The organism is uncultured Tepidimonas sp. (assembly GCF_938045175.1).
Classification (GTDB): Bacteria; Pseudomonadota; Gammaproteobacteria; order Burkholderiales; family Burkholderiaceae_C; genus Tepidimonas.
Map to the genome: position 1 here is coordinate 1 of NZ_CALIND010000175.1, position 23,430 is coordinate 23,430.

Annotated in this window: 18 protein-coding genes and 3 tRNA genes; 7 read left to right on the top strand and 14 right to left on the bottom strand. The window is 69.2% G+C overall.

Annotation, left to right across the window (positions count from 1 at the left end; all coding sequences use genetic code 11):
* Positions 1-2,607, top strand: a 2,607-nt coding sequence (locus Q0716_RS09065) for an EAL domain-containing protein (protein WP_299022283.1), incomplete at its 5' end; no start/stop codon positions are given.
* Here the strand turns inward: Q0716_RS09065 and Q0716_RS09070 are convergent.
* Positions 2,547-3,314, bottom strand: coding sequence for a hypothetical protein (locus Q0716_RS09070; protein WP_299022286.1), 768 nt, complete (start codon positions 3,312-3,314; stop codon positions 2,547-2,549). The two genes, Q0716_RS09065 and Q0716_RS09070, sit on opposite strands and share 61 nt — an antisense overlap.
* Positions 3,315-3,477: 163 nt before the next feature.
* Between Q0716_RS09070 and Q0716_RS09075 the strand changes: the two genes are divergently transcribed.
* Positions 3,478-3,565, top strand: a tRNA-Ser gene (locus Q0716_RS09075).
* 19 nt (positions 3,566-3,584) lie between these two features.
* On the opposite strand, the gene Q0716_RS09080 is transcribed toward Q0716_RS09075, so the two are convergent.
* From Q0716_RS09080 to Q0716_RS09120, 9 genes are all read right to left on the bottom strand, one after another.
* Positions 3,585-4,793, bottom strand: a complete 1,209-nt coding sequence (locus Q0716_RS09080; protein ID WP_299022289.1) for an ABC transporter permease — start codon at positions 4,791-4,793, stop codon at positions 3,585-3,587.
* Positions 4,794-4,796: 3 nt separating this feature from the next.
* Positions 4,797-5,534: an ABC transporter ATP-binding protein gene (locus tag Q0716_RS09085; RefSeq protein ID WP_299022292.1), complete on the bottom strand. Its 738-nt coding sequence runs from the start codon at positions 5,532-5,534 to the stop codon at positions 4,797-4,799.
* Positions 5,531-6,838: an efflux RND transporter periplasmic adaptor subunit gene (locus Q0716_RS09090; RefSeq protein WP_299022294.1), complete on the bottom strand. Its 1,308-nt coding sequence runs from the start codon at positions 6,836-6,838 to the stop codon at positions 5,531-5,533. The genes Q0716_RS09085 and Q0716_RS09090 overlap by 4 nt, the downstream gene beginning before the upstream one ends.
* Before the next feature lie 4 nt (positions 6,839-6,842).
* On the bottom strand, positions 6,843-8,288 hold the full coding sequence (locus Q0716_RS09095; RefSeq protein ID WP_299022297.1) for an efflux transporter outer membrane subunit: 1,446 nt from the start codon (positions 8,286-8,288) through the stop codon (positions 6,843-6,845).
* Between the two features lie 8 nt (positions 8,289-8,296).
* On the bottom strand, positions 8,297-9,661 hold the full coding sequence (gene guaD, locus Q0716_RS09100; RefSeq protein WP_299022299.1) for a guanine deaminase: 1,365 nt from the start codon (positions 9,659-9,661) through the stop codon (positions 8,297-8,299).
* A 50-nt stretch (positions 9,662-9,711) separates the two neighbouring features.
* A complete protein-coding gene (locus Q0716_RS09105) occupies positions 9,712-10,602 on the bottom strand; it encodes a metal ABC transporter permease (RefSeq protein WP_299022301.1) in 891 nt (296 codons plus the stop codon).
* Entirely contained in the window at positions 10,586-11,365 is a 780-nt protein-coding gene (gene aztA / locus Q0716_RS09110; protein ID WP_299022304.1) for a zinc ABC transporter ATP-binding protein AztA, read from the bottom strand. The genes Q0716_RS09105 and aztA overlap by 17 nt, the downstream gene beginning before the upstream one ends.
* A gap of 86 nt (positions 11,366-11,451) precedes the next feature.
* Positions 11,452-11,528 (bottom strand) — tRNA-Arg (locus Q0716_RS09115).
* 226 nt (positions 11,529-11,754) lie between these two features.
* Positions 11,755-11,831, bottom strand: a tRNA-Ile gene (locus tag Q0716_RS09120).
* A gap of 92 nt (positions 11,832-11,923) precedes the next feature.
* Here Q0716_RS09120 and rmuC point away from each other — a divergent pair.
* Positions 11,924-13,405, top strand: coding sequence for a DNA recombination protein RmuC (gene rmuC, locus Q0716_RS09125; RefSeq protein ID WP_299022306.1), 1,482 nt, complete (start codon positions 11,924-11,926; stop codon positions 13,403-13,405).
* A 25-nt stretch (positions 13,406-13,430) separates the two neighbouring features.
* On the opposite strand, the gene hrcA is transcribed toward rmuC, so the two are convergent.
* Positions 13,431-14,453 (bottom strand): heat-inducible transcriptional repressor HrcA, encoded by a 1,023-nt coding sequence (hrcA, locus tag Q0716_RS09130; RefSeq protein ID WP_299022332.1) that lies wholly within the window; start codon positions 14,451-14,453, stop codon positions 13,431-13,433.
* Positions 14,454-14,489: 36 nt separating this feature from the next.
* Between hrcA and Q0716_RS09135 the strand changes: the two genes are divergently transcribed.
* The 3 genes from Q0716_RS09135 to rapZ all read left to right on the top strand — a co-directional run bounded on the left by Q0716_RS09135 (position 14,490) and on the right by rapZ (position 18,035).
* On the top strand, positions 14,490-15,422 hold the full coding sequence (locus tag Q0716_RS09135) for an NAD kinase (RefSeq protein ID WP_299022309.1): 933 nt from the start codon (positions 14,490-14,492) through the stop codon (positions 15,420-15,422).
* 22 nt (positions 15,423-15,444) lie between these two features.
* Entirely contained in the window at positions 15,445-17,091 is a 1,647-nt protein-coding gene (gene recN, locus Q0716_RS09140) for a DNA repair protein RecN (protein WP_299022312.1), read from the top strand.
* Between the two features lie 92 nt (positions 17,092-17,183).
* Positions 17,184-18,035, top strand: a complete 852-nt coding sequence (gene rapZ / locus Q0716_RS09145) for an RNase adapter RapZ (protein ID WP_299022335.1) — start codon at positions 17,184-17,186, stop codon at positions 18,033-18,035.
* Here the strand turns inward: rapZ and mutY are convergent.
* The 3 genes from mutY to mutM form a co-directional block, all read right to left on the bottom strand.
* On the bottom strand, positions 17,993-19,111 hold the full coding sequence (gene mutY / locus Q0716_RS09150) for an A/G-specific adenine glycosylase (RefSeq protein ID WP_299022322.1): 1,119 nt from the start codon (positions 19,109-19,111) through the stop codon (positions 17,993-17,995). The genes rapZ and mutY overlap by 43 nt on opposite strands.
* A complete protein-coding gene (locus Q0716_RS09155) occupies positions 19,108-21,057 on the bottom strand; it encodes a dynamin family protein (RefSeq protein ID WP_299022324.1) in 1,950 nt (649 codons plus the stop codon). Before Q0716_RS09155 ends, mutY begins: the two co-directional genes overlap by 4 nt.
* 71 nt (positions 21,058-21,128) lie before the next feature.
* Positions 21,129-21,941: a bifunctional DNA-formamidopyrimidine glycosylase/DNA-(apurinic or apyrimidinic site) lyase gene (gene mutM / locus Q0716_RS09160; RefSeq protein ID WP_299022327.1), complete on the bottom strand. Its 813-nt coding sequence runs from the start codon at positions 21,939-21,941 to the stop codon at positions 21,129-21,131.
* A gap of 72 nt (positions 21,942-22,013) precedes the next feature.
* On the opposite strand from mutM, the gene Q0716_RS09165 reads away from it, so the two are divergent.
* Positions 22,014-23,430 (top strand): tetratricopeptide repeat protein (locus Q0716_RS09165; RefSeq protein WP_299022329.1); only part of this gene is annotated, 1,417 nt, incomplete at its 3' end.

The window sequence follows — 23,430 nt, forward strand, 5'->3', positions numbered from 1 at the left end:
CGCATCGACCGCCGCGCCTCGCCAGCCGAGTCGGGTGTGCTTCGCCTGTCGCGGGCCGGTTTCGTGCTGGCGGAGCAGCCACTGCCCGCGCGCGTGCTGTGCGAGGTGCGCTTCACCGGGCCCGCGCGCTTCACTGCCGTCACACGCTCCGTGGCCGAAATCGACCGCCTCGAACATGAATTCCACCGCGATGCCGGCTGGCTCGACGGCGGCTTGCTGTTGCTGGCACTGTTCACGCTGGTCGTCGGTATCCTCAACCGCGACCGCAACTACCTCATCTTCGCCGCCTGGCTGGTCATCAACCAACGCATGGCCGCCCTCTCCGGCGGGTGGGACTACCAATGGCTGGGCCAACTCGTGCCCCCGGATTGGCTGACTCCCCTGCGCCAAGCCACGCTCGCGCTGTATTCGACGGCCACGGTGGTGCTGTTTCGCTTTCTGTTCGAGGCCGACCTGGAGCGCACGCGAACCCTGCGCTGGGTGCAGGCAGTCGTAGTGGCATGCGTGCCCGTGCTCATCGCCGCGCTGGTGCTGCCGTACCGGTATTTTTTGCCCATCATCTGGAGCGCGACCGCCTTGGGCGTGTGCGTGCTGGGCTACGCGCTGGGCGTGATTCTGGTGCGCACCCGCTCGCCCGTGGCCATGTGGTACGCCAGCGCCATGGGCATCGCCCTGGCCGCCAGTCTGTACGAGGTGGTGGCCGCCGCGCTCGGGCTCAAGGGCCTGATCGGTGCAGTCAACAGCGTCACGGCGGCGCTGGCGTCGAGCCTGCTGGCCTCGTTGGCCATCGCCGAGCAATTTCGGCAGGAGCACTTGCAGCGGCTGGCGCTGCAGGCCGAGCTCCAGCACACCTTCGACTTTCTGCCCATCGGTCTGTTCACCCTCGACCACCAGGGCCGTTTCCTGAGTGCCAACCCGGCCCTCAACGGCATCGTGGGCCAGGTGGTGGAAGCCGGTAGCGACCACTGGGAGCGCTGGTTTCGGCCCTACGATTGGGCACAGCTCGCCGCCCCGGACACGCCGGCGCAGACCGTGGAGTTCGAGACTGCTCTCGTTCAGGAGGACGGCGTGGGGCGGCGCTTTCAGGTGCGGGCTGCGCGCGCCGGCGACAAGATCGAGGGCACGCTGCAAGACATCACCGACAAGGTGCGCGCCTACGAGCACCTGCAGTTTCTGGCCGACCACGACCCGCTGACCAAGGTGCTCAACCGGCGCGGCATCGAGGCCTGTCTCGGCCGTGGCCTGCAGCGGCTGCGGCGCGGCAAGCCGCTGGCAGTGGCGTATCTGGATTTGGACCGCTTCAAGCTCATCAACGACCTGTACGGCCACGTCGCCGGTGACGCGGTGCTGCAGCAGGTGTGCGAGCGGGCCCTAACGCCGTTGTCGCCGCACATGTACCTCGGGCGGGTGGGCGGCGACGAGTTTTTGTTGGTCATGCTCGACACCCCGCTGCACCGCGCCGAGGCCATTTGCCGCGACGTGCTGTCGCGGCTGACGGCACAGCCGTACCTGGTCGGCGACCGCGCGTTTCAGGTGCGTGGCTCCATCGGGTTGATCGAGGTCGCGCCCGGCGTTTCGGCCAAAGACGTGGTGGCCACCGCGGACCGCGCCTGCCGCGAGGCCAAGCGGCTGCACACCACGGGGCTGGTGGTCTACGAGCACGGATCGCGCGCCTTCCGCGACCACGAGGCCGAAATGCAACTCGTCGAGCGACTGGCGGCGGGGCAGGAGATCGAGGGCTTGTTCCTCGAGATGCAGCCCATCGTAGCGCTGCGCCATCCGCACCAGTCGCACAACTTCGAGGTATTGCTGCGCATGCACGACGAGCATGGTAGCCGCGTGCCGACGGAGCGGCTCATCCGCGCGGGCGAAGCCGCCGGCCGCATGAGCGCTATCGACCGCTGGGTGGTGCAGTCCACCCTGCGCTGGCTGGCCCAGCACGATGCCGCGCTGCCGCAAAACCAGTTTGTCTGTCTCAACCTCAGTGGCGCTTCGCTCAACGACGAGCGCTTCATCGCCGACATGTACGACATGCTCGACCAGTATCGGCACGTCGTGCGCCGGCTGTGCCTGGAGATCACCGAGAGTGTCGCACTGCACGACATGGGCAATACCCGGCGCTTCATCGATCGGGTACGCAGCCACGGCGCCCGGGTCGCGCTCGACGATTTCGGCGCCGGCTACACGTCGTTCTCCTACCTCAAGGATCTGCCCGCCGACATCCTCAAGATCGATGGCAGCTTCATCGTCAACATGAACCGCCACCCGGCCAACGTCGCCATCGTGGAAGCGATCGTCAGCCTCGCGCAGAGCCTGGGCATGAAAACCATCGCCGAGTGGGCCGAGGACTTCGAGACCGTCGAGACGCTGGCCGAGATCGGGGTCGATTACGTCCAAGGCTACGCCATCTCCCGCCCCGTCTCCGCCGAGCGCATCCTGGCATCATCCTCCGGTGCCGACTTCATCAGTGACCCGCGTCTGAGCGATTACCTCAACACCCTGCCTCCCGATGACGACGAGCTGGCGCACGTCGACTGGGTGCTCGGTCACCCGGAAATACCCTCCCCCGGCGACCCCCCACCCTCGGCCAGATCGATATCCGGGTGATCGGTGCCAAACCAGAAGTCGTACAGCGGATGGTCCACTCCCTCGGCACGCGCGGCCGCGATGTCACAGAACATGATGCGGTGCGGCAGGTGGAACACATGCGCCAGTGGCACGAAACCCGCCTCCGGGCGCACATCGCGAAACATCAGGCGAGCGTATTGACGGTCCAGCGGCGCGCGGGCGGTGACGAGCACGTACCGCACCCCCTGCCGCTCGCACCAAAAGTAAGCCGCCTTGAGCATCAGCGTTTTGACCATGCGGCTGTGCACCGCTTGCGCCACCGCGAGCCGGGTCACTTCGGCGCACGGTGCCGTCGCCATTTCAGCGGGTAAGTCGAACGACTGCTCCAGCGCCAGGGGCCGGTAGGTGTTGGTCTGCAGGCGCAGCGTCCCCAGTACCGACCCATCCACTTTCGAGCGCGCCAGCAGCACCGCCACACCCGGCTCGCGGTCCAACGGTTCCGGCTCGCGCAACCCCTCAGTCAAGGATGGGGGCAGGTGTCGGCCATACGCGGCATACCGTATCTCGGCGGCGAGGCGCAGCTCGGCCTCGCCCTGCGCCACGCGCACCGTAAACGGCAACCACTCCACGCGGCGCACGCCATCGCCGTGGGCGCGCATCTGTCGCTCCACCGGTTTCGGCACGGCATACCAGCCGTCCACGCCCGGCTGCTGAACCATCGTCGGCGTCTCGGTCAATGTCAACATCGTGCAGTCCTCCTGGGCACAACCCATCACCTCGGGATGACTTCACTCTAGACGCCATGTGCGCCAACTCGAGTCCGAAACGCGCCGTTTCGTGTGTCGGGATTTTTCCGACACGCCGTCGGCCTGCCGCCGATGCGCCGCCGGCTACAATGCTGCTGGCAGCGGAAGCGTGGCAGAGTGGTCGATTGCACCGGTCTTGAAAACCGGCAACCCGCAAGGGTTCGTGAGTTCGAATCTCACCGCTTCCGCCACGTCGATCCCTCCCGCCGTTCACTCATGCCGCAGCGCCTCGATGGGATCGAGCCGTGCGGCGCGGCGAGCGGGCACGTAGCCAAACACCACGCCGATGGCGGCCGAAAATGCGAAGGCGATCACGTTGATCGCGGGATCGAAGACGAACGGCACGCCCATCGCCTGGCTGAGGCCGAGGCTGGCCACCAGCGCTAGCGCCAGCCCGACCACCCCCCCCAGCGCGGCCAGCACCACGGCCTCGATCAAAAACTGCCCCATCACCTCGCGCTCCAGCGCCCCGATGGCCAGGCGCAGGCCGATTTCGCGCGTGCGCTCGGTCACGCTGACGAGCATGATGTTCATGATGCCGATGCCACCCACCAGCAGGCTGACCGCTGCGACGGCTCCTAGCAACAGCGTCATGACGCGCGTGGTACCGGACATGGTCTGTGCCAGTTGCTGCGTGTCCAGGATGTTGAAATTGTCCTCTTCACCCTCGGGGATGGCGCGGCGCTCGCGCAGGATGGCGCGGATACTGGTCTTGACGGACTCGGCATCGGCGCCGTCGAGCATGGACACGTGCAGCGTGAAGACGCGCGTGTGCCCCGCGACGCGCCTGTGTAGGGTGTTGATGGGCATGAGCACGATGTCGTCCTGGTCTTGCCCGAACGCGCCCTGCCCCTTGGGCGCGAGCACGCCCACCACCTCGCATGGAATCTGGCGCACACGGACGGTGTCGCCCACCGCAGGGTTGGGTCCATAGAGCTCACGGCGTACCGTCTCGCCGATGATGCACACTGCTGCACCGATGCGGTGTTCGTCGTCGGTGAAGGCGCGACCGTCGGCCAGCGTCCAGTTGTTGACGAACAGCCAGTCGGCCGATCCCCCCACCAGACTGGTGCTCCAGTTGCGCCCATTGGCCACGACGGTGCCGCTGCTGCGCGCCTCGGCTGCCACCGCCATGACGCCAGGCGTTTGCGACGCGATGGCTTGCGCATCGGCCAGCTTGAATGACGGCGCGCCTGAACCAAAGCCACCCGGCCCCAGCCGCTGCCCTGGGCGCACCTGCAACAGGTTGACGCCAAGACTCGCGATTTGCTGCTGGATGGCCAACGTCGCGCCGTTGCCCAGGGTCACCATCGTCACCACCGCCGCCACGCCGATGACCACCCCCAGCACGGTCAAGAAGGATCGCATCAGGTTGCGCCGGATCGAGCGCAACGCCAGCACCAGCGTGTTGAACCACATCGCTCAAACCCCCTGTGTCACCGGCTCCGCACCGGGCAGCGGGGCCGTGCGCCGTTCCTCGCGCTCGACCACCCCGTCGCGAAAATGCACCACGCGCCGGGCGTAAGCTGCGATGTCGGGCTCGTGCGTGACCATGAGCACGGTGATGCCCCGCGCTTCGTTGAGCTGGCGAATGAGCGCCATGATCTCGTGGCTGCGCCGGGAATCGAGGTTGCCCGTGGGTTCATCGGCCAGCAGCACGCGCGGCTGCGTGACGATGGCGCGCGCGATGGCCACGCGCTGCTGCTGCCCACCCGAGAGCTCGGCGGGCGTGTGGTGTTCCCAGCCCGCCAGTCCGACGTCGGCCAGCGCGGCCCGCGCGGCGGCGCGCCGCTCGCGTGCTGGCAGGCCGCGATAGACCAGCGGCAGCTCGACATTCTCTTGCGCAGTGGTGCGCGGCAGCAGGTGAAACCCCTGAAATACGAACCCAAAATAGCGCCGACGCACGAGCGCGCGTTCGTCGCGCGAGAGCGACTGCACCGGCACGCCCTGAAAACGATATTCGCCCGCGGTGGGTGTGTCCAGTAGGCCCAACACGTTCATGGCCGTGGATTTGCCCGAGCCACTCGGCCCCATGATGGCCAGAAATTCACCCGCCTGCACAACCAGATCCACCCCGCGTAGCGCCTGGAAGGCGGCCGCTCCTTGCCCGTAGGTCTTGGTGACGCCGCGCAACTCGATCAAGGCCACCGCTGTGCTCATGGCGTGCGCCCGCTGCTGCGCTGCTCGATGATTACGGGCAAGCCTTCGCTCAGGCCCTCGCCGCTGACCTCGGACAGACGGCCGTCGCTGATACCCACCGTGACGGAGACGGCCTGCGGCTTGCCATCGCGCAGGATCCAGATCTGGCGCGGCCCGCCGCGGTTGTCCAGCCGCACCGTTTTGCGGCCAATCGAGGGCGGCTTGGGCGTGAGCAGGGACGCCAGCCCACCGCCGCTGCCCGGCGGTGCGGGCTCGGTGGGCGTGAAGCGCAGCGCCGTGTTGGGCACCAGCAGCACGTCCTTGCGCTCCACCGCGCGGATGTTGGCAGTGGCGGTCATGCCCGGACGCAGCGAGAGGTCCTGGTTGTCCACATCCAACGTGGCGGTGTAGGTGACGACGTTATCCGTCTTGGTGGCGCCAAAGGCCACCCGCCCCACCGTGGCCGGATAGCGCCGCCTGGGGTAGGCACTCACCGTAAACGTGGCCGGCAGCCCCTCGCGCACCACGCCGACGTCGGCCTCGTCTACCGCCACGTCCAGCTTGAGTCGGCGCAGATCCTGCGCGATGGTCAGCAGCGTGACCGCCTGCAGCGATGCGGCCACCGCGTTGCCGGGGTCAACGTTGCGCGTGAGCACCACGCCGTCGATCGGCGAACGGATGGACGCCTTGGCCAGGTTGGTCTCGTTGGTCGACAGTGCGGCGCGTGCCTGCTCCACCGCTGCGCGCGCGGTGGCCTGCGCGGCCTGTGCACGCTCCAGGGCTGCACGGGCGGCATCCAGCTCGGCGACCGAAGGCATCTTGCCACCGGACAGTCGCGCCAACTCCTCCAGCCGGGCCAGCTGCGCTTGCGCTTCGCGTGCGCTGGCATCAGCCTGCACGACTTGTGCCTGCGCCGAGGCCAGCGCGGCGCGCGCGCTGTTGACCTGGTCTTGCAGCTTGGCCGTGTCCAGCACGACCAGCACCTGACCGCGCTGGACGCGGTCGTTGACGTCCACCAAGACCTCGCGCACTGTGCCCGAGAGCTCGCTGCCGATGTTGACCGAGCGCACCGGCTGCAGCGTGCCGTTGGCCGAGACGGTCAGCGTCAGGTCGCCGCGCTGGATGGGCTCGGTGATATAGACCGGCTGCGCACGCTGGCGGCTCTGCCCCTGCCACCACAGACCGCCCGCCACTGCCGCCGCCAGCAGCAGCATGGCGACCCACCAGCGGGGCCGGCGCCACCAGCGCACGGGGCGCTCCTCGGCCAACAGTGTCTCCACGGCGGCAGCAGGGGTCGTCTTGCGTCGAAACAGGGGCATGGTCATTCGCTCAATGAGAGGTCGCCGACAGCGCCGTGCCGTCGGCGGGCGGCGCCCAGCCGCCGCCCAGGGCTTTGATGAGTCGGACGTGATCGGTCGCCCACGCGGTGCGGGCCACGACCAGATCGTTGTGCAGCGACAACAGCGTGCGCTGCGCATCGAGCAGCGTTCGGTAGTCGATCAGGCCCGCGCGGTAGCGTTGGCTGGCCAGCGCTTCGGCCTCGGTGGCAGCCGCTACCGCAAGTTGCAGATGATCGAGGCGCTGCCGGTCGGCGGCGAGCGCAACCAGGGCGTTTTCGACATCGCGCAACGCGGCCAGCAACACGCCTTGCAGCGCGGCGCGGGCCTGCTCGATGGCGGCCTCTTGCGCGCGCACCTGCGCTTGCGCCGCCCCCCCATCGAACACCGACGCGGCCAGCGCCAACGCCAGGCTTCGCGTCAGCGCAGCAGCGTCGAACAACTCGGTCACGCGCGGCGCGGCCAGGCTCAAGGTGCCACCCACGTTCAGCGTCGGCCAGCGCGCCGCCTGCGCCTGGCGGCTGCGCGCAAACGCGGCCTGCAGGCGCGCCTCGGCGGCGGCCACGTCGGGGCGCTGGCGCAGCACGTCCACCGGCACGGGCAACGACCACGCAGCGGGCGGCTCGGGGGGCGCGGCGGGCGGCTCGGGCACGGCCACACCCGGCGCCTGGCCGGCCAGCACCGCCAGCGCATGGCGAGCCTGCCGGGCCGACGCCTGTAGCGCGGGAATGCTCGCGCGCACCTGCTCGACGGCCGCGCGTGCGGTCTGTACGTCCAGGTCGGAGGCCAGCCCCGCCTGGGCGCGCCACTGCGTCAGCTGCAGTGCCTCTTCCTGCGCGCGCAGGTTCTCTTGCGTGACGCGCAGGCGCTCGCGCAGCCCCCATATCTCCCAGTAGGTCGTGACCACCTCGGCCGCCAGTGTCACACGTACCTGCCCCAGCGCGGCCTCACTGGCCTGCATGTCGGCCTGTCCGGCCTGCAGTGCTGCCGCACGGCGGCCGAAGAGATCGATCTCCCAGCTCGCATCCAGCTTCGCACCCAGGTTGGTGCGCGCCACCGCATCGCCCGTCTGCGCGCGCTGCGCCGACGCCCCGGCGCCGAGTGACGGCCCCGTGGCCGCCTGCGCCACATCGCGCAGCGCGCGCGCCTGGGCAACGGCAGCCAACGCGGCGGCGACATCCGTATTGGCCCGCAGCGCGCGCTCCACCCAGTCGGTGAGCACCGGGTCGCCCCACGCCGTCCACCAGCGCGAATCGATCGCCGCCACCACTCCGGGCGCCCCTGGCGCGTCGGACGACCACTGGGCAGGAATGGTCACCTTCGAATCCAACGGCGGTGCCGCGGCCGGGGAGACGGCACACCCGGCCAACGCGTAGGCCGCACCGACGAGACTGGCGACGATGCGAATCGCATGAGGAGCGACGAAGGTTCGATGCATGGATCGCCCTAGGATACCGATCCGACGTGAAGCGCGCCTGATGCGTCGGTAAAGTGGTGTGTCTGCGCTGGGGTACCGGCGACGATCACCTGACGCACCACACGCTCATCGGCCAGCATGACCCAGGCGAACAACCATTCCGCCAACGACGCGGCCTGAGCCGTGCGCCGCGCCAGCAAGGGGATGGCCTGCGCATCGAGCACGACGAAGTCCGCCTCGCTGCCCGGCGCCAGCGATCCGATCACCCCGTCCAGCCCCAGGGCGCGCGCCGCACCGGCCGTGTGCTGCCACCACAAGTCGACGGCCGACAGGCTCAGACCCACTTTCGGCTGGCCATCGCCACGCACGGCGGCGCGCGCGACGGTATAGGCCGCGCGCATGGTGACGAAGGGGTCGAAGCTCATGCCCCCGCCCACATCGCTGGCCAGGCCGTGGCGCACGCTGCCCGCGCGCGCTGCCGCATAGTCGAAGAAGCCGCTGCCCAAGAACAGGTTGCTGGTGGGCGACACCGCAATCGCCGCGCCGGTCTGAGCCAGCAGCGCGCGGTCGGCGTCGTCCAGGTAGATGCCGTGCGCATAGACGGCGCGCGGGCGCAGCAGCCCGAAGCGCTCGTACACCGCCAGATAGCTGCGATCGTGCGGGTATAGCTCACGCACCCAGCGCACCTCGTCGACATTTTCGGCGACATGCGACTGCACCCACACATCGGGGTAGCGCGCCGCCAACTCGCCCGCGCCGCGCAGCTGCGCATCGCTGCAACTGGGCGCAAAGCGCGGCGTGATGGCATAACCCAGCCGCCCACGCCCGTGCCAACGCGCGATCAGCGCCTCGGTATCGGCCAGCGAGCGCTCGGTCTCGTCGCGCACGCCGTCGGGGCTGTGGCGGTCCTGCAGCACCTTGCCCGCGATACAGCGCAAGCCCCGCGCGCCCGCTTCGATCAGCAGCGCGTCCACCGACACCGGGTGCGAGGTGGCAAAGGCCAGCGCCGTGGTGACGCCGTGGCGCAGCAGCTCGTCGACGAAAAAGCGCGCGACCTCGGCCGCATGATCCGCGTCGGCGAACCGAGCCTCGTGCGGGAAGGTATAGCGCTCCAGCCACGGCAACAGGCCGTCGGCGGGCGAGCCGATGACGTCCGTTTGCGGGTAGTGGATGTGCAGGTCGATGAAGCCGGGCGCGATCAAGCAGCCGCGACAGTCGGTCACGGCAGCGTCCGGATACGCCGCGCGCAGGGCATCGGCCGGTCCGACCGCCACCACGCGCTGCACCCCGTCGGCGTCGGCTGCGGTGACCAGCCAACCGTCGGGCTCGAAGTGAACATGCGGCTCGTCCGTGTGCGGATCGAACCAAAGGATTGCACCATGCCATGCTTGCATGGCGCCTAGCTTAGCCGCTTCGCGCGGCATGGGCGTGACATCGCATCGATTCACCCCTTAAGATGGCGCTGCGGCACATGCTGCTGGCGCCACCAGCCGTATGGCCCCACTAGCATCGACACGCCGTACCATGCCCCCAGCAACAGCACGATGGTGGGACTGGTGGGCCAGTCGGTGCGGTACGACAGCCACAGCCCCAGCAGCGACAAGACGGCCGCCATCAGCACCGCTGCCACCAGTAGCGGCTGCAAGCGCCGAAACCAAAACCGCGCCGCCGCGGCAGGCAACACCATCATGGCCACCGCCATCAACGTGCCCAAGGCATGGAAGGCCGCGACCAGATTGATCACCACCAGCGCCAGAAACCCGTGGTGCGCCGCCGCCCCCCAACGGCTGACGCCGCGCAAAAACGCCGGATCGACACACTCCATGACCAGCGGCCGCCACAGCCCGGCCAACCCCACCAGCGTCAACGCCGCCACTGCCGCCAGCAGCCCCAGCACCGACGCCTCCAGCGCCAGCACCGAACCGAACAACACGTGCAGCAGGTCGATTTGCGTGCCGCGTACCGACAGGATCAACACCCCCAGCGCCAGCGAGGTGAGATAAAACGTGGCCAGCGCAGCGTCTTCGCGTATCACCGTGTGGCGCGCCACCACGCCGGCGGCAGCCGCGACCACCAGCCCGCCCACGATGCCGCCAGCGGTCATCGCGGGCAGCGACAGCCCGGCCAACCAATAACCGATGGCCGCACCGGGCAAGATGGCGTGCGACATCGCATCGCCCATCAGGCTCATGCGGCGCAGCATCAAAAAAACCCCCACGGGCGCCGCGCCCAGCGCCAGCAGCACGCACCCCAGCGCGGCGCGCTGCATGAAGCCGAACTCCAACCCCGTGGCCGCGCCCAGCCAACCCATCAGCCCCTCAATGCCGGTGAGCATGCGAGGACTCCTCGGCAGCGTTGGGCTCGGACACGTCGCACAGCTCCGCCTGCTCGTCGAACGCCTCCTGCAAGCGGCGCGCGCGCAGCAGGTTGGCTTCGGTCAGCACGGCCTGGGTGGGCCCGTGCGCCACCAGCTCGCGCGCCAGCAGCGTCGTGGTCGGAAAAACCGCACGCACCAGCGCCACATCGTGCAGCACCGCGATCACGGTACGCCCGGCCTCGTGCCAGCGCTGCAGCACACACACCAAATCTTCCAGCGTGCGCGCGTCCACCCCCGTAAAGGGCTCGTCGAGCAATACCACGGGCGCATCTTGCAACATCAGGCGCGCAAACAGCGTGCGCTGAAACTGCCCCCCAGACAGCGTGTCGAGCGTGCGCCGCTCGAAGCCTTGCAGACCCACGGCCTCGATCGCCTGCTGCACCCGCTGGCGCTGCACCAGCGTGGGGCGCCGCCAGACGCCCAGCTCGTGCCACAAGCCCATCGATACCAGCTCGGCAACGGTCACAGGGAACGACCGGTCCACCTCACTGATCTGCGGCAAATAGGCGACCTGATTGGGCGAAACCCCGGTCAAACGCCCGCGCATCGGGCGCAGCCGCCCCGCCACGCATTTGAGCAAGGTGGACTTGCCCGCACCGTTCGGACCCACCACGGCGGCCAAGTCGCCGCGTCGCCAGCGCAGGCTGACGTGGTGCACCGCCGGGTGACGCTCATACCCGGCGGTCAGGTCACGCAGTTCGATGTCGGCCGGATCGGGCATGGACGTCCTGGGCACCCGCAGTGGGACGCCCCAACCGGGGCGCACCACGGAAAAAAGGCCAGTCCGTTGGACTGGCCTTGCATGTTTGGCGCGGCTGGCAGGATTCGAACCCACGACCCCTTGGTTCGTAGCCAAGTACTCTATCCAACTGAGCTACAGCCGCTTGCTGAAGCCCGCAGTATACACCAGTTTTGGGACGTTCCTGACATTCTCGACGCCGCTACTGACCGACTGGCCATGCGGTGTCTGGCTGAATGACACTCTGAGCCGACAACCGGTCCGGTGCGGACACTGAAAGTGCTTCCCACACCGTGTCTACACATCCCAAAGCAACCCACGCGCGCCGCGGGTACAACCTCGGGGAAAGCCGCGTCACCCATTGATTTTCCTGGTAGGCCGTGCAGGGCTCGAACCTGCGACCAAGGGATTATGAGTCCCCTGCTCTGACCAACTGAGCTAACGGCCCCTGCGGAGGGCTGCATTGTACGGGGCGGCGACGGCCAGTGGGCACGCTTTGCGCGCTATGCTTGCGGCTCGACCCTTGGGGAGGATGCCGACATGACCAACGAATTCTTGCTGCTGGCCGCCGTCGGGCTGGGCCTGCTGGGTGTGGCTTTGCTGCTCGTGCTGCTGCTGCGTCGGCCGCGCTTCGAGACACCGGCCGACTTGGCGGCCCGCCTGGGGCTGCTGGAGCAGCAAATGCAGGCGCTGCTGCAGACGGGCGCCCGGCTCGACGCCGGGGTGGAGCGGCTGCACACCCGGCTCGATGAGTTCACGGCGGCCACGGCCGAGCGGCTGGAGGCATCGCGCCAGACGCTCGACGCCAAACTCGACCGCACCGTGGAAGAAGCGCGCCAAGGTCGACAGGAACTGGGGCAGGCCACACAGACCACGCTGGAAGCGCTCAAGCGCGACGTCTCCGCCCAGTTGGGCGCGATGTCGCAGGCCCTGAAGGACCAGCTCGAAGCAACGGGCGGCCTGATGCACCGACAGTTTGCCGCGCTGCAGGATTCGGTGGCACAGCAGTTACAAGCGATGGTGCAGGGGGCACAGCACAACTCGGAGCAGCTGCGTGCCGCGCTCAACGAGCGGCTGGCGGCCATCCAAGCCGACAACACCACCAAGCTGGAGGAGATGCGCCGCACCGTCGACGAAAAACTACACGCCACGCTGGAGCAGCGCCTGGGCGATTCCTTCCGCTTGGTGAGCGAACGGCTGGAGCAGGTGCACGCCGGCCTGGGCGAGATGAAGCAACTGGCCGGTAGCGTGGGCGACCTCAAGCGCGTCATGACCAACGTACGCGCACGCGGCACGTGGGGCGAGGTGCAACTGGGCGCGCTCATCGACAGCCTCTTGACCGTCGAACAATACGAGCGCAACGTGCGCACCGTCGAGGGCAGCAACGAGCTGGTCGAGTTCGCAATCAAGATGCCGGGGCGCCACGACCAGGAGACGGTGTGGCTGCCGATCGACTCCAAGTACCCGGTGGAGGACTATCAGCGGCTGCTGGACGCGCACGACAGCGGTGACAAAGACACGATCGCCCGGGCGACGCAGGCGTTTGCCAGTGCGCTCAAGGCCGAGGCGCGCAAAATCCGCGAAAAATACCTCAACCCCCCCAAGACCACTGACTTCGCGATCCTGTTCCTGCCCACCGAGGGGCTGTTCGCCGAGGCTTGCCGCATCCCCGGCATGGTCGAGACGCTACAAAACGAATGCCGCGTCGTGCTGGCAGGGCCCACGACGTTGGCCGCCATGCTCAACAGCCTGCGGCTGGGCTTTCGCACGCTGGCGATCGAGAAGCGCTCGTCCGAGGTGTGGGCCATCCTGGCCAGCGTCAAGACCGAGTTTGGCAAATTCGGCCAGATCATCGACGCCACGCGCAAATCGATCGACCAGGCGGCGCGCAAGTTCGACGACATCGGCGTGCGCACACGCGCCATCGAGCGCCGCCTGCGGGGCGTGGAGGCGCTGCCAGCCGACGCACCCTCCGGACTGGACGCGACCGACTGGCTGGCAGTGGACGACGATACCGCCTGAGCAGACTGCTAATGGCTTCGCGCGATCACTCCCCCCGACCCTGACTGAGCGCTTGCCCGACCAGCTTGGCGGTAATGTCGACGATTTGGATCATGCGGTCGTAGGGCATGCGCTGCGGGCCGATGACGCCCAAGGTACCCACGACTTGGCCGTCGACTTCATACGGCGCGCTGACCACCGAGAGCTCTTCGTATGGCACCACCTGGCTGTCGCCACCGATGAAAATGCTCACCCCGTCGGCCTGGGCCGAGATGTCCAGCAGCCGCATGACCTGGGTTTTTTGCTCGAACAAATCGAACAGCTTACGCAGATTGCTCATGTCGCGCGCAAAGTCGTCGACCTCCAGCAGGTTGCGCTCGCCCGCGATCACCACCTCGTCCGTCTGGGCCGCCTCGCTGCCGGCCTCCACCGCCTTGACCATCAGCCCCGCAATCTCGCCGCGCAGGGTATCCACCTCGTCGCGCAGGCGCGCACGCACCTCGTCGAGCGCCAGCCCGGCGTAGTGCGCATTCAGGTAGTTGGCCGCCGACTGCAGCTGATCTTGGGTAAATTCCGTCTGGGGGTGCAGGATGCGGTTTTGCACCTCCCCGTCGGGCGAGACCAGAATGACGAGCACGCGGCGCTCCGACAGACGCAGAAATTCGATGTGCCGAAACACGGCCGACCGCCGCGGCACCCGCACCACGCCCACGAAGTGCGACAGCTGCGACAGTAGCTGCGCCGCCTGGCTGAGCACTTGGCGCGGCTGGTCGGCCGCCAACGCCGGCGCGGGCAGGGCGTCGATGGTGGGCAGCTCGGCGCGCCGCACGGTCAGCATCGTGTCCACGAAATAGCGGTAGCCGCGCGGTGTCGGCACGCGCCCGGCCGAGGTGTGGGGACTGGCCACCAGCCCCAAGTCCTCGAGGTCGCTCATCACGTTGCGGATCGTTGCGGGCGACAGATCGAGCCCGGCCGCCTTGGACAGCGTGCGCGAGCCCACCGGCTGGCCGTCCGCAATGTAGCGCTCGACCAACGCCTTGAGCAGCAATTTGGAACGCTCGTCTAACATCATGGCACCGTCGCTTTCTCGTGTTGTAATTTGAGCATGAAACCGCCCACCGTGCAGCCCGCATCGCCCGTCGCGTCCGTGGACGGCAGTGTTGCGTTGCGCTTTGAGCGCGTGGCCCTGGTGGGCAAATACCACGCCAGTGGCAGCCGCGAGGCCCTGGAGCAGGTCGTGCACTTTTTGCACGACCAAGGGTGCGAGGTGACGCTGGAGCGAGAGACGGCGCACCACATCGGCCCGCTGGGGGATGGCACGCGCGACGTTGCGGGCATCGGCGCGCATTGTGACCTGGCACTGGTCGTCGGGGGTGATGGCACCATGCTGGGCATCGGCCGCCAGTTGGGGCCTTATGGTGTACCCCTCATCGGAATCAACCAGGGGCGGCTTGGCTTCATCACCGACATTCCGTTCGATCGGTTCGCCGACATCCTGCATCCCATGCTGCGCGGGGCTTACGAGGAAGAGCGCCGCACCCTCATGCACGCCGGCGTCTGGCGCGATGGGCATGGCGTGTTCGAGACCATCGCCATGAACGACGTGGTGGTCAACCGCGGGGGTGCCCCCAGCATGGTCGAGCTGCGCGTCGAGGTCGATGGCCACTTTGTGGCCAACCAGCGCGCCGATGGGCTCATCATCGCCTCGCCCACGGGTTCCACCGCCTACGCCCTGTCGGCCGGTGGCCCCCTGTTGCACCCCGCGATCGCCGGCTGGGTGATGGTGCCGATCGCGCCGCACACGCTGTCCAACCGCCCCATCGTGCTGCCCAGCGACGGCGAGATCGTGATCGAAGTGGTCGCCGGACGCGAACCCAGCGCGCACTTCGACATGCAAACGTTTACCAGCCTGCTGCCGGGCGACCGCATTGTGGTACGGCGCTCGGTGCACACGCTGCGGCTGCTGCACCCGGTGGGCTGGAGCTACTTCGATACCCTGCGGCGCAAGCTGCACTGGAACGAAGGGGTTGCCACATGACCCCCGTCAAGGAGACCGAGGCATGAGCTGGCTGCGGCTGGCGGTACGCGACTTCGTCATCGTGCGCTCGTTGGATCTGGAATTGGGCCCCGGATTCACGGCCCTGACCGGGGAAACCGGAGCGGGCAAGTCGATCCTGATCGATGCGCTCCAACTGCTGTTGGGCGGACGCGCGGAAGCGCACGTGGTGCGTGAGGGCGCGGCGCGCGCCGAGGTGGCAGGTGAGTTCGACGTGCCGCGCGCTGCCCTCGATTGGCTGCGCGAACAGGGGTTCGAGGTGGCCGCGGGCGAACCCGTGTTGCTGCGCCGCACCGTCGATGCGCAAGGCCGCAGCCGCGCCTGGATCCACGGCAGCCCGGCCACCGCCGCCCAGCTGCGGGCGCTGGGGGAATACCTGGTGGACATCCACGGCCAGCACGCGTGGCAGAGCCTGACGCGGGCGGACCGCGTGCGCGACTTGCTAGACCGCTACGCCCGGCTGGACACCTCGGCCCTGCAAGCGGCGTGGTTGGACTGGCGCAGCGCCGAGGCGGCGCTGGAGGCCGCCATCGCGGGCCAAGCCACGCGCGACGCCGAACGCGAGCGGCTGCAGTGGCAAATCGACGAGGTGGCGCGGCTCGCGCCCGGGGCGGACGAGTGGGACGAACTCAACCGCCAGCACGCCCGGCTGGCGCACGCGCAAACGCTGATCGACGCCGCGCAGAGCGCGCTGGCCGCGCTGGACGGCGACGAGATCAACGCCAGCGGGCTGATGGGTCGCGCCATCCACGCGCTGCGCGAGCAGGCGCACATCGAACCCCGCTATGCCGAGCTGGCCGACGTGCTGCAGCAAGCACTCGACCAGGTGAGCGACGCCTGCCGCGACTTGCAGCACCACGCCGCGCACACCGAACTGGACCCGGCCGCGCTGGCGGCCCTGGACGAGCGCCTGTCGCGCTGGCTGGCGCTGGCACGCCGCTACCGCTGCCCACCGCAAGAGCTGCACCAGCGCTGGCAGGACTGGCAGGCCCGCCTGCGCGAGCTGCAACGCGCAGCCGATCTGGATGCGCTGCGCGCCAGCGCTGAGCGGGCGCGTGCCGCTTTCCTGGCGCAGGCGCAGGCCGTCTCCCAAGCGCGGCAGCCCGCTGCCGCGAGGCTAGGCGCAGCCATCACCGAGGCGATGCAAGGCTTGGGCATGGCCGGTGGCCGCTTCGAGGTGCGGCTGGAGCCGCTGCCCGAGCCGCAGGCCAGCGGGCTGGAGCGCGTGGAGTTTTTGGTCGCAGGGCACGCGGGCACCACGCCGCGCCCGGTGGGCAAAGTGGCCTCGGGCGGTGAGTTGTCGCGCATCGCACTCGCGATCGCGGTCGTCACCAGCCAGTTGGGTGAGGCTCCCACACTGATCTTCGACGAGATCGACAGCGGTATTGGCGGTGCCGTGGCGCACACGGTGGGCCAGTTGATGGCGCGGTTAGGCGGCGACCGCCAGGTATTGGCTGTCACCCACCTCCCCCAGGTGGCCGCGTGCGCCCATCACCACCTGCACGTGAGCAAGACACGCGAGGGCGGCGCCACGGTCAGCCTGGTCACGCCGCTGGAGGGTGACGCGCGCGTCCAGGAGCTGGCGCGCATGTTGGGCGGCAGCGGCTCGGAGACCTCGCTGGCCCACGCACGGGAGCTGCTGCAGCCATGAACCCACCGACCCAGCCCACGCCCAACGCCGACGCCGCCCCGCAGACGACGCCTGCCGCGGGTGGGCCGCTGCAGATCGTGCTCATCACCGGCATGTCGGGGTCGGGCAAATCCGTGGCCCTGCATGCGTTGGAGGACTCGGGCTTTTACTGCGTGGATAACCTGCCGCCGGAGCTGCTGGAGGCGTTCATCGACGTCGAGCGCAGCCACCACGCCGAGCGGGTGGCCGTGGCGATCGACGTGCGCAGCGCCGCGTCGCTGCCGGGCTTGCCGCAGCGGCTGGCCGCGCTGCGCGAGCGCGACATGGCGCTCACCATCCTGTTTCTGGATGCCAGCGACGACGTGCTGATCCGCCGCTACTCGGAGACGCGGCGCATGCACCCGCTGTCGGTGCGCCACAGCGCCGACCAGCGACGCGCGCTGGTCGATGCACTGGCGCTGGAGCGCGAGTTGCTGGCACCGCTGCGCGAAGGGGCCCTGGTCATCGACACCAGCCAGCTCAAGGCTGCCCAGTTGCGCACCGAAGTCAAGTCGCTGCTGGTGCGCACCCCCGCGCCGCTGGCGCTCGTGTTCGAATCGTTCGCCTTCAAACGTGGCGTGCCGATGGACGCCGACTTCGTGTTCGACGTGCGCATGCTGCCCAACCCCCACTACGATCCCGCACTGCGGCCCCTGACGGGGCTGGACCCGGCGGTGGCAGCCTATCTGGAGGCCGAACCCGAGGTCGCCGAGATGCGCACGCACATCACCCGCTTTCTGGAGCATTGGCTGCCGCGCCTGGTGCGCGATCACCGCAGCTACGTCACGGTGGCCATCGGCTGCACCGGCGGGCAGCACCGCTCGGTCTATCTGGTCGAGCGGCTGGCCGCGCACTTCGCTCCCCAGTGGTCGGTGCAGCGCCGTCACCGCGAGCTGGACGTGCGCTCACCCGCCCCCAGCGCCTGAAGCCACGCACGCACCGGAGCTGGCAAGCCGAGCGCAAACGCGTCAGCCGGGACCCACCATGCCCCCTGGTCGGGCAGCACGCCCGGCGCATTGGGTGCCACCGCCGCATCGGCCAGCGGCACACGGCAGCACACGGGCTGCAAACGCAGGTCGCGGTGCGTCAGCGCATGGTCGATGACCGGTGCCCACTGCGCACGCACGTCGGGATGCGACGCCAACCAGGCGCGCAGCCCCGCCTCCTCGCGCAGCACGGGCGGCGACCACAACCCGGCCCAAATACCACGCGCCGGGCGACGTTGCAGCCACCAGGCGCCATCCGCGCGCACATACAGGGGCAGCCACCAGGTCTCGGTGCGGCGCGCCGGACGGGGCGTGCGCGCCGGCCAGCGGGTCGGCTCGCCGCTGGCGTGGCCTGCGCACAGCGTGGCCACAGGGCAATCGGCACAGCGCGGCCGTGTGCGGGTACACACCGTCGCGCCCAGATCCATCAAGCCCTGCGTGTACGCCGCCATGTCATCGGCCGACGCATCGGCGGGCACCAGCGCCTGCGCGGTGTTCCACCACCACCGATGCGCGGCCGCGTCCGGGCCTGCATCGGCCCACACGCGTGCCAGCACCCGCCGCACGTTGCCGTCCAGGATCGAGCGGCGCTCACCCCAGCAAAACGCGGCGATGGCGGCTGCCGTGGATGGCCCGATGCCTGGCAGCGTCGCCAGCGCATCGGCCGTCGCAGGAAACACCCCGCCATGGTGCTGCACCACAGCCTTTGCACACGCATGCAAGTGGCGCGCGCGGCTGTAGTAGCCCAGGCCGCTCCAGAGCGCCAACACCTCGTCCAGTGACGCGGCGGCGAGCGTGTACACGTCTGGAAAACGCTGCAAGAAACGCTCGTAATAGCGCAGGACGGTGGCGACTTGCGTCTGCTGCAGCATGACCTCGGACAGCCAGACCCGATAGGAATCGCGGCTGCCTTGCCACGGCAGCCCCCGGCGGCCATGCCCCCGTTGCCAGGCCACCACACGGGCGAACCACTCGACCCGAAGCCGCTCGGGCAGCGCCACGCAAGGAGCACTCATCGGCGGTCGTCGTCGGCGACGGGGACAACCGGCACCGGCGGCGCGGTCTCGTCGCCGAGCAGCTGCCGCAACGCCTGCACGTCGCGCGCGGTCTGCTCTCGCTGCTCGCGCAACTCGGCCAGCCGCTCGTCCAGGCTGCCGGCTGCCGCCTCGATGCGATGCACGGCTTCCAAGCGCCGGGCAAAGTGTCGGCGCCGCTCGCGCAGCTGCGCGTCGAGCTGCGCGGCCGCCGCCTTGTTCCACGACTCCACCTCGGCCAGCGCCGCGTCGAATACCGCCTGCAAGCGCCCGACCACGGCCTTGGCGAGCCGCTCGCCATACTCCGCTCGTGCCAGCCGCAAGACATTCGTCAGCCCCAGGTATTGCAGGTGGCTTTGCTCGATGTCGCGCAGCTCGGCCGCAAAAGGGGCCAGATCGAGCGCGCCGGGGAGCTGCAGCGCAAACCCGTATTCGGCGTTCAGGCTGCGAAACGACGCCTGCAGCATCGCCTGCACCTCGGCTGCTTTTTCTTGTGCCTGCGCCAGCGTGCCGTGCAGCTGCGCGAACGCTTCTCCGTAGACGCCGCGGATACCCAACTTCACCCCGGGTTGGCGCAAAGCGGCGGCCAGCGCCTGCACACCCGCCTGCAACGACTGGCTGCCCAGCAAACCGAACAGTTCGCGCAGCAGTCGCAGGTGCACGCTGCGCAGCGCCTGGATGCGCATCCCCCCGGCGTCGAAGTCGCGCTGCTCTTGCTCGATGCGCCGCCGCATCTGCGCGATGACGGCGCTGTTCTTGCCCGCCAACCCCTGCAGCTCTTCGATCTGGTCTTGCCATTCGCGGTCGCGCCAGCGCCAGCGCTGCTCGACCTCGGCAACCAGGCTACTCAGCGCGGCGTCGACCTGCCCGCCCAGCCATTCTCGGCGCCGCTGCAACACACCCTCGGTCAACGCCTGTTCCAGCGCGGGCAGGCGGCTGTCGGCCAGCAAGGTCTCGTCCCCGCGCACTTTGGCCAGCAACCCCTTTTGCGCCGACACCGCGATCACCTGCGACGGATCCAGGCCCAGCACCTGCGCCGTACCTGCCCGCTGCCGCTCGATCTGGGCTTCGATGGCCTCGGGCGTGCTCAGGCCGTCCCACAGCACATCGATCTTGTTGAGCACCACCAGCCGCGCATCGACCCCTTCGGCCGCCGGCGCCAGGTGCTCGCGCCAGATGGCCAGGTCGGATTTGCTCACGCCGGCATCGGCCGCGAGCACGAACACCACCGCCTGTGCCAGCGGCAGCAGACCCACGGTCAGCTCCGGCTCGGCACCGATGGCGTTGAGCCCCGGCGTGTCCAGCACCACCAGCCCCTGCTTGAGCAGGGGGTGCGCCAGGTTGATGAGCGCGTGGCGCCAGCGCGGCACCTCGACCAGGCCGTCGGGCCCGGGCAGCGGATTGTCCTGCGGGGCCTCGTCGTGCCAAAACCCGAGTGCCCGCGCTTGCTCCACGGGTACACGCACCACCTCCGCCACGGTCTCGAGCGCCCGCGCGAGCTGCTCCGGATCGTCCACATCCAGGTCGATGCGCTGCCAGCGCTCGGGGGCGCTGCGCCACTCCAGCAGCGATTGCGGCTGCAGCCGGGTCTCGATCGGCAGCAAGCGCAGGCACGGGGGCAGATCGGCGTCATAGCCCAGCTCGGTCGGGCACATCGTCGTGCGACCGGCGCTCGCGGGCATGATACGCCGACCATAGCCGGCGAAGAAGACGGCATTGATCAGTTCCGACTTGCCGCGCGAGAACTCCGCGACGAATGCGACCATGACCTTGTCCGTCTGCAGCCGGCGCTGCAAACGCTCCAGCCGCTCACGTAGGCCGCCGTCGAGCAAATCGCGCGCCGCCAGCGCCTCGGCCAGGACGCCCAAGCGCTGTGCCTGCTGGCGGCGCCAGGCGCTGTGAGCGTCGAGATCGCGGGAAAACGACATGGCAACTGCAGTGATCCAAGGGTGCAGCCACTATACACCGGCCCGCCCACGCGGCGCGCGTGGAGCCTTCCTCAGCGCGCTTGGCACTGCGGGCAGTAGTAGGTGGAGCGCTGCCCCTGGCGCATGACGCGAATCGGCGTACCGCACACGCGGCACGGCTGGCCCGCGCGGCCGTAGACCCACGTCTCGAGCTGAAAGTGCCCATCCTGCCCGTCGGCGCGAAAGTCCCGCAGCGTACTGCCCCCCACGGCCAGCGCGCGTTGCAGCACCTGCCGGATCGCTGCATGCAGCCGCTGGGCCCGCGCCCGGCTGATGCGCATCGCGGGCGTGGTCGGACGGATGCCCGCCAAAAACAGGGCTTCGCTGGCGTAGATGTTGCCCACGCCCACCACCACGTCGCCGGCCAGCAGCACGCTCTTGATGGCTGCGCGCCGCCGGCGCAACGCGGCATGAAAACGCACTGGGTCGAACGCCTCGTCCAGCGGCTCGACCCCCAGCCCGCCCAACAGCCGCTGCGCCACCGGGGCGTCGAGCGCGTGCGCATAGACCACGGCCCCGAACCGGCGTGGATCGCGCAGGCGCAGCGTGCCGCGGTCGGTCACTAAATCGAAATGGTCATGTCGGCCTGGCGGTGGCGGCTGCGTCAACCACGTCAGGCTGCCCGACATGCCCAGGTGCACCAGCAGCCAACCGACCTCCAATTCGATCAGCAAGTACTTGCCACGCCGCCGCACCGCTTGCACGCGACGGCCCACCAGCGCTGGTGGCTCCACCCCCAGCGGCCAGCGCAGCGCAAGCCCGTAGCGCACGGCCTCGATGCGCGCGCCCGCCAACCGGTCGGCGATGCGCAGACGGGTCACTTCGACTTCGGGCAACTCGGGCATGACGACTCACGGAACGAGGAAATGGACGCACTGCATTATCATCAACCGAGCACACCCCCGATCGGACCGTCCATGCCGCGCCTGCGCTCCCCGCTCGTCATCCTCTGGCTGCTCGCCGGCTTGGCGCTGCCGCCGGCGCTCGCCCAACCGGCGGGGCAACCCGCGCTGCCCATCGCGGGCGCACCAGCGTCGAGGCTCGACACCGCCCCCTCGGGGCTCGATGCGGAGCTGTTTTATCAACTGCTGATCGCCGAACTGCAACGCCGCCACGACCCGGGCGCGGCCTACTCCCTCATCTTGGAAGCGGCGCGGCGCACCGGTCACCCGGAGCTCTTTCGGCGCGCGATGGAAATCGCGCTGCAGGGCCGCGCACCCCAAGCGGCGCTGTCCGCGGTGCGTGAATGGCGGCAACGCCTGCCTGCCGACGACGAAGCGCGCCGCACCGAACTGCAATTGCTGCTCGGGCTGCAGCGGGTACGCGAGGCGGGCCCGGTCCTGCGCGACTGGATACGCGCCACCCCGGCGCCGCAACGCCCTGCGCTGATTGCCGTGATCCCCTCGCTGCTGGCGCGCGCGTCGGACAAGGCCGAGGCGGTGGCCGCTGCCCAAACCGCACTCGAGCCTTTTTTGCGCGAGCCCCCGACCTCGGCAGCGGCGTGGGCCGCGCTCGGGCGCGTGCATCGCCAAGCGGGGGACGACGAACAGGCGTTACACGCCGCACGCCAAGCCATCCAGGCCGACCCGCGCGCCGCCGCGGGTGCTTTGCTGGCCGTGGAGCTGCTCGAACGCCGCCCAGAAGAAGCCGAACCTCTCGTGCAGCGCTACTTGCATGCGACCCGCAACGCCTCCGACACCGATCCCGTGGTGGCCATCAGCTATGCCCAAGCGCTGGCCGAGCGCGGGCGCATGGCCGAGGCGCGCGCGGTACTGCAGCACACCCGCACGGCGCGCCCGGACGAACGGCGCCGCCTGCTGATCGCCGAAGCGCGGCTGCTGCGCGACCAAGACCAGCCGCAAGCCGCGTATGACGTGCTGACCCAGGCCCTGCGCGACACGCCCGACGACCCCGATCTGCAGTATGAGCTGGCAATGGTGGCCGAGCGCACCGGTCGGCTCGACGAGATGGAGCGGCTGCTGCGCGCCGTCATCGCGCGCAAACCCGACGACGCGCACGCCTACAACGCGCTGGGCTACGCCCTGGCCGACCGTGGCGTGCGCCTGACCGAGGCCAAGGCACTGATCGAGGAAGCGCTGCGCCGCGCGCCGGACGACGCCTACATCATCGACAGCCTGGGCTGGGTGGAATACCGCCTGGGCAATTGGCCCGAGGCGCGGCGGCTGCTCACGCAAGCCATGCAGCAGCGCCCGGATGCCGAGATCGCCGCCCACCTGGGCGAGGTGCTGTGGATGCTGGGTGAGCGCGACGAGGCGCTGGCCGTCTGGCGTCAGGGCCTTGCCCTTGACGCCCGCAACCGCACCCTGACCGAGA